Source organism: Jutongia hominis, assembly GCF_014384965.1.
Taxonomy (GTDB): domain Bacteria; phylum Bacillota; class Clostridia; order Lachnospirales; family Lachnospiraceae; genus Butyribacter; species Butyribacter hominis.
Genome location: NZ_JACRSW010000001.1, coordinates 239194 through 253290 on the forward strand (window position 1 = coordinate 239194; position 14097 = coordinate 253290).

Here is a 14097-nt window from a genome sequence, read left to right on the forward strand (position 1 = left end):
TTTACAGGGGTTCTACGCTTTCCTGCTCCTTTCCTATTTCTTTATCCATTTCTACTAATGTGCCCTCTCCGACTTTGGAAGTCACTTTCAAATGATCCATAAATGCATCCATAAATGCAAATCCCATCCCGGAACGTTCCCATTCCGGTTTTGTTGTATATAACGGTTCCATTGCTTTGTCAATATCCTCAATACCTATTCCCCAGTCCTGTACCGAAATATGTATCGTTTTCCCTTTAATCGTACAATGGATCTCGATCTTCCCTTTTTCTTTTCCATATCCATGAATGATACTGTTTGTTACCGCTTCGGATACTGCTGTTTTTACATCGGCTAATTCTTCAAATGTCGGATCAAGCCTTGTCATATAAGCTGCTACAACTGTTCTTGCAAAACTTTCATTTTCAGAAATGTTATTGATTATGAGTTTCATACTGCCTTTCCTCCTTTGGTCAATGCTTCCACTGCATCCTTGGCTGTGTCATATTTCTCAATGATCTTATACAAACCGGACAGCCCGAAAATTCTGTTTACCATTTCTCCTACATGGCTGACTGCGGCTTTTCCTCCCAGAAACATTACTTTTTTATAACGCCCCATGATCAGACCAATGCCGGAACTATCCATAAAATCAACATCTGTAAAATCAAACACAATATGCCTTATATTTCCGGCTTCGATCAGACGATCCGAATAATCCCGTAACAATGTTACCGTATGATGATCCAAATCATTTGAGATATAGATCACCAGACAATTTTGTATAACTTCATAATGTACCATTTTGCTATTTTTCTGCATTTTCATACTGCCTCCTGTTCTTTTTAACGTACAACTGTTTTCTATTCCATAAAAAAGTGCAAAGCCAGCGCTTTGCTATGTGTACCGCTACTGTACGAGCATTTTCCTATTCCATAAAAAAGTGCAAAGCCAGCGCTTTGCTATGTGTACCGCTACTGTACGAGCATTTTCCTATTCCATAAAAAAGCGAAAAAAACTGCCAGAGTTTACATATTCTGTATCCTCTGACAGTTTCCTATCATTGTCTCTTTTGTATCTGTTATTGCTAACCTGATCTTTTCTTTTTTCTATGCCATACTGCCTAGTCTGTCCTTTTTCTTTTACTCTCCTAATTCACGTAACCGTCTTTTTGCTTCGCCGGCTCGTGCGGAAGTAGAATAATCATTAATAATCTTATTGTAATATTCTTTTGCTTTATCCTCATCTGATTTTTGCTGGTAACAGCGTCCTAAGAAATACATTGCATCCACATTGGTATCATCATACTCTAATGCCTGCGTTAAGATTTCAATAGCTTTATCATAATCTTTCTTGCCTACATATTCCCCCTGTCCATTATAAGCATCACGTCCCTGTTCAAAAAGTTTTGTGGATGCCTGCTTATATGTGTCGTCCTTCATCGTGTTATACAACTTCTTAAGGGATGCGTTCTCAACACTGTCTACATTGACTTTCTTGAGGCTCTGTGCTGTTTTCAGATAGTCTTTCTTATCATAGAAATAGCGAATTGCCAAAGCTAACGCTTCATAAGAATCCTTTAAGTTTGTTCCGGAGTCTCCGCCTTTTAGCTCGTCATTCTCTTTCTTTAATGTCTCTAACTCTTTTTCCAGCTGTTTCTTTTCATTCTTTATAGTAGAAACATTACTGCTGTTTGTTGCTTTTTCTTCGCTGTATTTGTTGAATTCCGAATTTGCCTGATTCGTCTTCTTTGCCTGAATATGCGGTATGATCAGAAATCCCATTAAAGCGATACCGATCACGACACCAACGATCACATTAATAAACGGAAGTACGGAAGGCTTTTCTTCTTTATATGGTGTGATCGTCTTATATGCATCTACGTCTACCCTTGGAAGCGTCTTTCTCGGCTCCGGTTTCTCTTCTGCTTTCTTAACGATCGGCTCACCTTTCAAATGAACATCGGAAAGTTCCTCCAGGTAACGGATCGTTGTAGTATTCGTCACATCCACCTTTTGAATAGCGGTCAAAAGACGTTTTGCCCGAATACGCTGATCTTTCTTTCCACTCATCATATACAAAAGAGCCAGCAGCTGATGTGCACGCACGAACTTAGGATTCAGGCTGACAACCTTCTTTAACTGAATGATCGCCATATCACCGTCTCCATGCTGTGCGGAATATAATGCAGAATTATACTTTTTGATCGTCTGGTTATACGAGTCTAACTTGTTTGGTGTTGACTGTATAGCATTCATATATTGATCGGCATCATTATTCTTTTCCTGAAAATTCTTGCTGATCACCCACTCACTTAAAGCAGATACGATCTCTCCTTCTTCAAAATAGATCAAACCAAGCAGGTTTCTCGCATTTGTATTCAGTTTGTTAAACTCCAGGCTCTGTTTTAAGGATCGGATCGCACCGGATAAATCTCTTACCTTTGCCTGTTCTAATCCTTTGTTATAATAAATATTAGATAAACTGATAACTTTGCGGTAGGTTTTTAAATCCTGTCCGCAATTATCACATCGGTCTTTCATAAATGCTACTTTTGCATTACATCTTGGACAGTTCATGATTCCTCCACCCACTCTACTGATTTATTTTTCTCTTTTTTCTTTGCTTCTGACAAAATGCTCTGAACCAGGTCCGTTACATCTGTCGTACTGTTTCCATAAATGGCATCCTCTGCCTGTTCAATATCCAAACTTGGCTGAAATTTTGCTAATTCTGCCTCAAAATCCATCTTACTCTACCTCCATAAAATCCTCAACTGTTTTTAATCGCAATGTTCGACATGCGGCATCTCTATCTTAGAAATTAACTGATCTCGATCACATTTCCTTTCACAGTGATCACTGCATCATACGCCTCATCGGAAATAACCGCTTTTACACCATTCATCATAATGCTGGTTCCCGGATATAACGCTTTTTGCACTTTGATCTTTGCCTGCGAACATCTCGCAATCTGATCCATGATCTTCTTATTCTTTTTAAGATTTTCTGTCAATTGTGTTTCTTTTTCTATTTTTCCACGTAAAAGCTTTCTTTTTTGCATCTCTAACTGCCGGTTCTCACCTGCCTGTAATGCTTCATCAACTTTTTTCATAACTGCATTGATCTTATCATATTCCTTTTTCAGATCTTTTTGGTCTTTTTCATTTGCTAACAAAGTTGCATACAGATCAACATCACTTCCGACCTGCAAAATGGTTTTTACTTCTGACATATTGCCAATGATCGTTGCCGTAACCTGACGCTGCGTTCTTATGCATCCGCCAATGATAATACCAAATTTGCCGGATACGACAATATCCTGTACTGCCGTTATATCACTATTCATGATCGCATTCGCATGTACATCCATACCGGATTCGATCGTCACTCTTTCAAAAAACTTTCCCGATACAGAGCCCCCGGCAATAATCTTTCCTTTGCCATTTCCCTGCATACCGTTTTTCATAACAACAGATCCGCCTGCATAAATCTGGCAGGCTTCCACATAACCGTCAACAATGACATCTCCTTTTGCCGAGGCAACAACAACACCTGTCAGCACATTACCGCGAATATGGATATTTCCTGAAAAGTTAATATCTCCGGTAGCAAGTGACACATCACCATCAATCAGCAGCTCATTTTCTACAAGCAGTCTTTCATCTTTGTAAGTCACCCTTCCCTGTGTCTTAGCAAAGTATTCGTTGCCCTCTGCATAAAATCCTTTTCCCTTTAAACGGGCAAGATCTTTTCCTTTTTTGGCAACAATGATCTCATTAGAAAAACTAAGACCATCTTCACCCTGAACTGCCGGATGGTAAATGGCAATCTTTTCTCCTTCGTCTACAAAAGGAACATTACCATATTCCGAATAGTCAACCGATCCATCCTTTAAAATCTTTGGTTTCGTTGATACATCTGTGTCAAAAAGAAATTCAAACCAGCCGTCTTTTCCATCCACAGGCTTTTTACTTTGTGCAACTTTATATCTTTTTGTGGCATCTTTTTCCGCAAGCATTTTATCAATCTCAGCATAATCAATACCTGTTGTAACACCGATATCTTTTAGATATTTCAATACTTTTTCTTTTGAAAATGACATGGTAGGATTTTTTATTGTGACATAAACTTCCGTGTTGTCGTCTGAAAACACAAGTTCAATTCCATTTACTATGCTTTGTGTCTGTATTGTATTCATATGCCTCACCCCTTCCATATCATAAGCATCAACACATCCCAAAAAAGCCCCTCTAAGAAACGACCATAAACCTCTCGCCACTATATCATCATTATATATAAGATTCTTCTATAATGCAAGGACAACAGCAAACTGTACTATTTTTGTACTTTTTCTGCTAAAAAATTGACATAATTTCTTTTTACACTCCAAATATCATCTGGAAAGCAGGTACTTGATTGAAAAGCTGTTTTGCCAAAACAAACCATTGAAAAATGTACTTTTCCTATCTGATTCCTAAAAGATATCGTATCTGCTTTCTATGATCTTTCAAAAATATTTGTATTTCTATTCTTTTCAATAGAAATAACGCATCTGTGTCAAAGCACACAATGTACAGATCGTCTACCAATAATGTGTGCAGAAATGAGGATTACATATGAAATATCAAACTAAAACACTTGCCTGGCTTTTAGCCGGCACACTTTTTCTTTCTGCTGCCGGAAGTTCTTCCGTACCAAATGTAAAAGCAGCAGATATTACACCGGCTACCGGTGCTAATATTGTTTTGAAAGCATCACCGGCAACATTACCGGCAATTGCGGCAACCACTCCGGCGATCAGTGCATCTCCGTCTGTTTCGCCATCAACAACACCCGGTACATCATCCAGCTCTATACCTAGTGCATCTCCAAGCATTACTCCGAGTGCAACACCTAGTGCAAGTCCTTTACTGACCACTCCGACTACTCCGGTTGTCAGTGCGATCCGTGGCGGTTCAAAACGCGTAAAATTATATTGGAACAAGATTAACGGCGTATCCGGATATAACATTTATTACAGCACTTCTCCAAACGGAACCTATACCTTAGCAAAGAAGATTTCCGGAAACAGTACTGTAAAATATGTAAAAACAGGACTGAACCAGAAACAGACATATTATTTTAAAATGACATCTTATGTAACAAATAACGGATATACAACAGAAAGTGCATTTACAAAAGTTTTATCCGCAAAAACCGTATCCGTATCTTCTACTTCAAAAGGTGCAAAAAAATATGCTAATAAGACAAAATTCAAAAAATCTGCTGCTTATAAAAAATACAAAGCATTGTCTTCTTATATGACTTATTCAAAATCTTTTGCGATCCCCGGATTAAAAAATACGAATGTCGCAGGTTTTGCTTCTAAGACAATGATTCCAAAAGCAATCTGCCAGGCAGGTGGATATATGTTAGTATCTGCATACGATTCTACCAAAAAAGATGAATCGGTCATCTATATTCTGAATCGAGCTTCACATTCTTATATCACAACATTAGTTCTTCCAAATAAAGCGAATGTAAGCTGCATGGCATATGATGGTAAGAATATCTGGATCTCAAAAGGAGACAAAGTCGCATACTTCCCATTCTCTGCCATCACAAAAGCAGTTACAAGCGGTGGCAGCTATTCTACATTAAACGCTTATACGCGCTACTTTGCGGTTCAGACAAAAGTCAATATCATGACATATTATAATAATACACTTTGGATCGGTGCGACAAACAATACAGCTTCAAGCAAAATGTATGGTTACAGCATTGTTACCCAGAACAACTTATGTTATCTGACAAGCAAATATACCATGGCAATCCCATCCCGTACAACCGGTGTGGCTTTTGACAAAAACGGCTATATGTATATGACTGTCAGCTACGCAACAAACTCTTCAAAGACTAACTACATTTCTAAACTGTATAAATTCAAACCGGATCTGAATGCACCAAATAAATCCAATCAGATCCTAAAGGGAAGCAAGTTAAAAACTTTAACCCTTCCGCCAAAAGCAGAAAATGTATGTGTCTATGGAAGTTACTTATATACAATCTATTCAGGAAGCATGTATTCTTCTTGCAAATATCCGGTAGACCGTGTTGTGGCAACAAAGCTTTCTTCTTTATAGAAATGATCACAAAGCAGAGTTTTTCCGATAGAAATTTTTTAATCATTCCGTAAAAGAAAAATCAAAACAGACAGATCCTATCATTAAATCGATAAGACCTGTCTGTTTTCTTTTTATACGTTCTGCCATTCCACATCAGAACAATAAACTTTGTTGCTCTACCTGAATCCTTGATGCGATCATTGTGCTTGGTTCTGCTCCACGCATATGATCCCCTTTCAGATATTGCATGCTTTTCCCAAAATTGGCTGTTACCAGATTCAATACATAAATATTATCAAAACAGCTGTAGATTGAATCACCGCCAAGACCGGACAAGCAGATCAATTGCGTATTGGTTTTCTTTGCCATATCCATCAAAGGTTTTAACAGATGTTTGGCATTCGTCTGTGCAAACGGATTATCCATAACTAACACCTTTCCTTCATTGCGGTTTGCAAAAAGGTCGGTATCATCCCATCGCATATACTGTAACAGACTGCTTAAAATGATAAATGCCGACAGGAAACCTTCTCCACCCGAATTTTTCGCAACATCAGACCAGCTGATCTGGTATTCTTTCTGCTCTTCAATCTTGTAAAGGAGAATCTCAACATTTCCGGTACCGACGACCGTATCATACAGATTGTTTGTGTTGATATAAACTCCTGTCATTTCTTCTAAGTTTTCGTTTTTGTCTAATAACGCAAGTCCTTTTTGTGTTACGATAGTCATCAGATCCTCGAGATTGATCCGATAAGCTTCTTCATTCTGTTTCCAATCCGGCAAATGGATCTTTAACATTTTGATTTCTTTGCCATGAATCGTGATCGTTGAATTACGATCGATCTTTCCAAGGTTTTGATGAATATTTTTTACATATTCCAATAAAAGTCCTGCTAAATGTTCGCGTTCTTTCTGAATCATTGCAATATCGATCTTTAACTTTTCCGACAGGCTTTCATAAGACTCTATGATCATTTCAAGCTGTCGCAAGAAAGCAGATGCATCCAAAGTCAGACTACTCAATGCATGCAATGGTTTTGCAAAAAAATCATCCATGAATTCTTTGGTACAAAGCAGAAGATGAAGCTGCTTTGTAATCTGATCACGTGATTCCTGCTCCTTTTTCATACTCTGCATATACTCTTTCCACAATGCACTTCGAAAATCTTCTGTCTGTCTGATTTCCATGGTCAGGAAATCTTCTTTGAAGGTGCATTCCTGACGCATCTTTTTTTCTTTAAAATCAGCAAGTGATTGTATACTGTTTTCGTAAGAAAGCCTTCTTCTTTGCAATTCCTCTTTCTTCCGGTCTAGCAGGATATATTCCTGCCGGTTTTCTTCTTTTCTCTGTTCAAAATTACTGCTTCCTACCTTTTCTTTCGGCAATGGTTCTGTCTGATTACATTTCAGATGAAGTTTCTCTTTCAAATCACTGATACGTGACTTTGCAACCGCAATCTGTGCGACTTCTGTCTGTAAATTTTGTACTAATACATTTTCTTTCTTAGAAAGATCTTCCTGCTTTGCCTCCATCTTTTTTACAAAAGAAGGACGATAGTTTTCCTGTACTTCTTCCTTGGTCAGATGATGTTTCTTTAAAAGCTTCTCTAATGCTTTACTATGTCTTTCCAAACGAATCTTTGCCTTTGCAAGCTGTTCTTCTAACATTGCTTTTTCCTGATGTGAATCCATTCCTAATGCTTCAAAACCGGCTTTGCATTCTGCTAATACATCCTCTGAAAGAAGTGTGACTTCTTCTGTCTCTTTATCATTTTGATAAGAAGAATATTTCTCTTTTTCTTTCTGCAATTTTTCAAGCGAAAGCTCCTGTAAAAAAATCGCCTGCTCTTCTTCTTTGCATTGCTCCCGTAAAGAAAGCAGTTCTTTTTGCTGCTCGCTGTTTTGCTGTGATGACAGATTCAGACGTTCTGACAAAGTATCTTTTTTCTCTCGCTGCTTTTGATAACTTTTATAGGCAGCAAGCCATTCTTGTAATGCCTCTTCCTGTTGCATCGCTAATTGCAATTCTTTTTGTGTTTCTAACAGTTCTTCCTGCTTTGCTTTTTGTTCTTCAAAAAGAGTATTGCTCTTCTTATTCAATAAATGCTCTTCTCCCTGTAAAGCCTCTTCTTTCTTTTTTAATTGCTGCCACTCTTTTTGCACCCGTTTTAAGCTGTCTGCCTCTAATGTCTGTTTGCCGATCATATCTTTTTGTGCAAGATATTTTTCATATTCTTCATTGCGAATCGTCCACTTTTCCTGTATTTTTTTGATCCTTTTGTCATAACTTTTTTCTTTTTCTTCTCTCTCTTCTTTGGTAAGTATGACATCTTCAAAAAAGGTATAAAAATGAATAGAATCTATCGTAGTCAGCCCTTTTTGTGTAGAGAAACGATACTGTTCTAACTTCTCCCACTCCACGATCGGCAGTGGAAAGGCAAGCATTCTTTTTTCTCCTGCCAAAGCAAGCTTTTGTACTTCTTCTTTCTTCATCAAAAGTGCATAAGGCAGAAAAGGATTTTGTGCAAATAATTCTTTTTTCTTTTTACTGTCCGAAATGTTTTGTTCGATCCATTGTGCTGCATAAACAACCGGGATCTCCTGTTGTTCTAAAAAAGAAACAAATTCCTGTGAAAGCGTTGTTGTCACACCTGTTTTCAAGTTTTCTTTTCCCTGTAACAAGACTTCCTTTTCACGTTCTAAGTTTCTTTTGACAGCAGCTGTTTTATCAATCTTTTTTTGAATTTCATCTAACAAAAGACCGGTATCATAAAAAGCAGATTCCGATAATTCTAAATGTTGCAAAATATCTGCCCGGCTTTGATATTCCTGCTCGATATCTTCTCTTTTTGCAGCCGCTCTTTCTATCTGCTTAAAAAGATCTAACTGTCTGCTGCGCAGATCTTCTAACGCACGGCTTGTATGATAAAATGCTTCTTCAGTCTGGTTCTTTTGTTGCAATACAAGTAAGCGTTTTTGCTTCTTATCCTGCTTTTTTTGTGCAATTTCTTCCTGCATCTGACGAACTGCCTGCTCTGAATATTCTCCTAAGATATTTCGAACCAAAGCTTTATCATATTGCTTTGCAAATTGCTCTTCTGCTGTATCAAAAGACCGGATCGCTTCGTTGCATTTTGCGATTTCAAGCTGTATGCTTTGTTGTTCTTTCTTGGCTTCCTCTGTCATATGAGTAAGCTCTTTTTCTTTTTCTACATCCGTAGAATATTCCTTTTTCTGCTGTTCTAACTCTGTTTCTTTTTTCTGTGCCAATGCAAGATATTGCGCAGCCAGAATGGCACCCAGACGCTCTCTTTCGGCATCTTTTTGTGTCCTGTCTTTGTTTGAAAATTCCAAATGACTCGAAAATGTTTTGATATCTTCTCTGGCATCTTTTTGTTCTTTGAACAGCTCATAGGCATCGGATATTGCTTTTTCTTTTTGTACTTTTCTTTGCTCTGTAAAAAGCTGCTCCTGCTCTTTTTGCAATGCTTCTTTTTGTCTTTCATGATCCAAAAGAAGGTCCTGCTGTCGATAGATATCATATGAGATCTGCTCATACAATACCTGTGTCGAACGTTCTTTCAGAGCATCCATCTGTGAGAAAGTCTGCTTTTCCTGTTCCTGTACTTTCTGACAAAGACAGACTAATTCCCGGTAAAATGCAGTCAGTCTGTCCTCTTTGTCATAACGACTTTTTGTCATCGAAAGATATTCTTTTGCATCCTGCTGTAAGGCAGATGCCTCTTTTTGAAACGAAGATACATTTTCTAAACGTTCAATCTTTGTCTGGTTTTCACGGTATTGACGAATATATTTCATCATCAAAGTCTGAAATTCCCGCACGCGGTTAGTCTCTTTGTTTAATTTATTTTCAATCGCATCTAAGAACCACTTTTCCACCAATCCTTTTTCTTCCTTACAATCGGCAAAAAGTTCGGAAAGACCTGATTCTTTGAGATTAATCTTCTTAATGATCCCTTCCCACTCTTTATAATGAATTCCATATTGATGAAGTTGATCAAAGTATTGTCTTGCGCGTGCCGGCTGGCTCATATCATAGACAAAAAACTCTGTTGGAAATTCTTTCTTATAATTTTCAAAAAGCTTCTTACATTGCACAAAACCTTTTAACGTCATATGATCTTCTTTTTTGTCAATGACCGGGAAATGATACAGATCACGCTCACAATTTTCCCTGTAATAGCTGATAAACTGGATGATCTCTAATTTCTCCGGATTTTGTAATTTCGACACATTTTGGTTCTTTCGGACCATCATGCCGGTCAGGACATAGCCTTCTTTTGCATCCAGTTCCCATTCTACGAGAATGAATGTCGGTTTATTAGTCTGAAAGTAACTTTCAAACGGACGATCTTTTGTATCACGATATCTTTTATGTACAAAAGGAGCTGTCATCATCTGTACCAGAACCGTTTTCCCGCCACCATTACGTAAAGATAACAACGTATTTTCTCCATTCATCCGAAATGTCTCATCGGCAATCCGGATCGAATCATTGTTATAATTCAGATTGATCAGACGAATTGCATTGATCTTACTCATTGTCATCCTCCTTCCATACCGCAAGCACTTTTTGTACCCGGTCATAATGGTTCTGGTTCAAAAGATTCCAGTCCATAAAACGGTCTAACTTTTTCGTTGTCATGATCATTTCATCACGTTCTACATAATGGATCAGTCCCTGCTTTTGTAAAAATTGCAGAACATGATAAACAAAGCCTTCTTTTGTGGTACGTGCTTTAGAACCATGCTCATCACTTCGTAATGCGCTATAAGCTTCTAACATATTAATGAAAGCAAGTCCTGTCTTTTCTTCTTCCTCCGGTTCCATATTTTCTCCGGCTTCGACTAAATAATCCGACACAAGATTCAAAAGTTCTCCGACTTTCATATATTCTCTTGATTTACTGCTGCTTCCCTGACCATCATAAAATTCCGTCAACAGCACTAAGATCACAAATTGAGACAGGTAATAATCTTTGTCTGTTGCATTCGAACGACAAAGCTGTGCTTTTAATTCCTGTTTTGTAAATCCTAAATATTCATTTTCTTCTTTAGGGATCAGATAGATCACATCTCCATAACGTTCCACCTGACTTTCGGCTGCCGTCGCCTGACTTTTTACAAGATTCATCACATGATTATTTTGTGTATAGACACGAAAAAGTTCTTTCTCATTTTCTTCTTTGATCTCATGCTCTTTTAACAACAGATAAAAGATTTCCTGACTCTGCTGTATCTCTTCCATTTCATATGCCATAAAATTTTTGCATTCCTTTCTCAAGTTGTAAACGGTAAATCACAAATACAAAGTTTTTTCTCTTTCCATTTTCCGTTCATTCAGGTTGCGATATTGCTTTACACAAAACATTTTTTAATGTCTGTTAAAGTTATGCTATCGTAATACTTACATTCGAGCAGCGTATCGTAGTAAGAGCATTCTCCCGATCCGGTACATTTTCAAAAGTAACTGTTTCCTGTGGTTCCATTCTTTCGACTATAATGTCTGTAGCACTCCAGCCCTGTTCTTTTATAATCTCATAAATCATTTCCTGTAAATGAAATTGCAAAGAATTGTCATCAAAACTTTCCTTTTTCTCCTGCTGTAGTGCAACAAGGTCGATTTCTTTGTTTCGGATCAGTTCTACCATGATTTCTTTAAAAATACCGACCTCACAAACAATCTTTTTCTGAATAGCAGCTTCCCGACCGGCAATCTCTTTTAAGGTAATTGTCTTTTTTATATATGCAAGTTCCAGCATCATTTGCAGGCTTTCTTTATACTTTTGCAGACGTTTTCTTGCTTTTCGTTCTTTCTCGGCTTCAAACTCTTTTGCATCGAATTCGATCAATTCCTGTGTCTCTTCTTCCTTTTCTTTTCGGATCGCTTTTTGCGGTTCGAGACAGCGGTTTAAGTTATAGATCTTCTTAGGATCCTGCATAAAAAGCGGACGAAGAAAATATTCGAGATTGGTAAGCCTTCCCGGATGCTCGATCACTTTGTCAAAAAGTTCTTTGCGCAGAGAAAAACGTTTGATCATAGCCATCTGTGACAACTGTTCTAATTCCCTGGTATATAATTCTTTTAAGTCAAAATGCATTCCGAGGATCTTTTGGTGTTTTGCCAATGCATCTTGCAAATATCGTTCGATCTTTTGTAGATCGGAAAGCTTTTTGGCATCTTCTTTTCCTAATACTTTTACATTGATATTTGCCTGTTCTAACTCCAGTGTGCGCTTGCGAACCAGCTTTGCAAATCCTTCAAATTCATCCTGTGTATGTTCGATCGTTTCCAAGTTTTCTTCCAATAATTTCTGATATTCCGCTACCGAATATTCCAAGGCGTTGCGTCGTATCCTGTTTAATGCTTCCTCGTTCTTTTGAAGGCGGATCTGTAACAGATTAAAGATATGTTTGATCTCTTCTAATGCCCGGTCATAAGTAGAACGTTCCAGATGCATCCGAAAGATCATCTCATGCACACTAAGCTTCATATTTCCTTCCATTTCTAATGTAGAAAGGATTAAGTTATACCCCTGATCGGTCAGCTTATATGAGGTTCTTTTGGTCTGATCTTCCAGATAAACAACTCTGTTTTCGATATAACTGATATACGTATCGATATACTCTTTTTTCTCAAAATCAAAACACGGAAAATACATTGCCCGGCCTTCATCCGATAAGACAACGTTTACAATAAAATCTGCCAATGCATTGCTTTGTTCAAAAGAATACCGCTTTCTGAAAAAATGATTGCATATATCATCCAGATAAGCGGCAATATCATCTATTGTACAGATTTCTTCTTCTAACGACTGCTCCATCATATAGAGTAATACAGAAAAAATGATATTAAGCTGCTCTTCCACAGACTCAATATCAAATGTTTTCCATGTTGTTTTCTGCCAACTGTTTTTCATAAGCATCGCATACATTCCGACGCTGTTCATTCTTTTGGCAAATTGCTGCAAAAAATCATATTCCATTTCTCTTTTTCTTCTCCTGTAGGATCAATACATACCAATAAGAAGGAAAAGCATAAACACTCTATGATCTCCTTTTCTCTGGCGGTATATTTTATGTTTTCTAAGCAGACGGATTCGTTTCATAAAATGCTTTCGTGCCTGTACCATTTCTCTGGCCAGCGCCAAATGCTCTGCCACACGAGCCGTTTGTCCTTCTTTTATCATGTCGAAACTGTCTGTATCAAAGATACGCAAAAATTCTGTAACCTGACGGCTTGCATTATGCTTTTTCTTCTGAAAAAGACGCAGTCTGTCCCAGAATTCATGCAACAAACTGACATTGTTACCCACAGCATTATCTCCATGCTGACGGTATTTGATATGTGGTGTCTCATCATAAACGACACTGCCATAGCAGGTTGCGATCAGATACAGCCACCAGTCATGCATAAAGGTATACTCCGGCAATTCTTTTATAGCCATCTGACGCAGTGTCCGATTAAAGACAGCTGTACAGCCGGTTACAATATTTTCGATCAATGCATTGCCAAACCCTGTACGCATCACAGGCCGCTTGATCTGGGAGTCCAGTTCTTCTAACTTCTCATTGACCGGCATTGGTTTACAGCAATACAGATAAGGTCTGCTGTCTTCTTTTTGCTCTAACTTCTGAATGCTGCTGATACCGGAAGATATCTTGTCAGGCATCCAGAAATCATCCTGATCGGCGAACGCATAATAAGATGCCGTATCGTCTGCTCTTTGCAACAATTCAAAAAAGCTTTGTATCACACCTTTGTTTTCACCCTGATACCATTCTATCTGTGTAGAATACTTCTTGGCATACTCTTCTAATATCTTTTGCGTTCCGTCTTTTGAACCATCATCACGAACAAGCAATGTGCATTCGATCCCTTTATCTTTGCAATCCTGCTCTAGGATCGAATCAAGCTGCTCCTTTAAATATCTTTCCCCATTATACGTTGACATTAATATCTGTATCTTATCCAATGCTTTTTCCAT

The 14097-nt window shown here is 38.0% G+C and carries 10 protein-coding genes; 1 reads left to right on the forward strand and 9 read right to left on the reverse strand.

What is annotated here, in order from left to right; translation table 11 throughout:
• Position 1 precedes the first annotated feature (1 nt).
• From spoIIAB to H8700_RS01005, 5 genes are all read right to left on the reverse strand, one after another.
• A complete protein-coding gene (spoIIAB, locus tag H8700_RS00985; RefSeq protein ID WP_022141406.1) occupies positions 2-433 on the reverse strand; it encodes an anti-sigma F factor in 432 nt (143 codons plus the stop codon).
• Positions 430-807 carry an STAS domain-containing protein gene (locus tag H8700_RS00990; RefSeq protein ID WP_249302335.1) on the reverse strand — a complete coding sequence of 126 codons (378 nt, stop codon included), beginning with the start codon at positions 805-807 and terminating at the stop codon, positions 430-432. The genes spoIIAB and H8700_RS00990 overlap by 4 nt, the downstream gene beginning before the upstream one ends.
• Positions 808-1121: 314 nt before the next feature.
• Positions 1122-2558, reverse strand: coding sequence for a tetratricopeptide repeat protein (locus H8700_RS00995; protein WP_249302337.1), 1437 nt, complete (start codon positions 2556-2558; stop codon positions 1122-1124).
• Positions 2555-2728, reverse strand: coding sequence for a hypothetical protein (locus H8700_RS01000; RefSeq protein WP_022141409.1), 174 nt, complete (start codon positions 2726-2728; stop codon positions 2555-2557). Before H8700_RS01000 ends, H8700_RS00995 begins: the two co-directional genes overlap by 4 nt.
• 74 nt (positions 2729-2802) lie before the next feature.
• A complete protein-coding gene (locus H8700_RS01005; protein WP_249302338.1) occupies positions 2803-4179 on the reverse strand; it encodes a flagellar assembly protein A in 1377 nt (458 codons plus the stop codon).
• A gap of 418 nt (positions 4180-4597) precedes the next feature.
• Here H8700_RS01005 and H8700_RS01010 point away from each other — a divergent pair, with 418 nt between their 5' ends.
• On the forward strand, positions 4598-6103 hold the full coding sequence (locus tag H8700_RS01010; protein ID WP_249302339.1) for a hypothetical protein: 1506 nt from the start codon (positions 4598-4600) through the stop codon (positions 6101-6103).
• 135 nt (positions 6104-6238) lie between these two features.
• Here H8700_RS01010 and H8700_RS01015 read toward each other — a convergent pair whose 3' ends face one another.
• The 4 genes from H8700_RS01015 to H8700_RS01030 all read right to left on the reverse strand — a co-directional run bounded on the left by H8700_RS01015 (position 6239) and on the right by H8700_RS01030 (position 14085).
• Entirely contained in the window at positions 6239-10651 is a 4413-nt protein-coding gene (locus H8700_RS01015; RefSeq protein WP_249302340.1) for a coiled-coil domain-containing protein, read from the reverse strand.
• Positions 10644-11369, reverse strand: coding sequence for a DUF6063 family protein (locus H8700_RS01020; protein ID WP_249302341.1), 726 nt, complete (start codon positions 11367-11369; stop codon positions 10644-10646). Before H8700_RS01020 ends, H8700_RS01015 begins: the two co-directional genes overlap by 8 nt.
• Positions 11370-11499: 130 nt before the next feature.
• Positions 11500-13095, reverse strand: a complete 1596-nt coding sequence (locus H8700_RS01025) for a ligand-binding sensor domain-containing protein (RefSeq protein ID WP_249302342.1) — start codon at positions 13093-13095, stop codon at positions 11500-11502.
• 24 nt (positions 13096-13119) lie between these two features.
• Positions 13120-14085 carry a glycosyltransferase family 2 protein gene (locus H8700_RS01030; RefSeq protein WP_249302344.1) on the reverse strand — a complete coding sequence of 322 codons (966 nt, stop codon included), beginning with the start codon at positions 14083-14085 and terminating at the stop codon, positions 13120-13122.
• Positions 14086-14097: the final 12 nt, after the last annotated feature.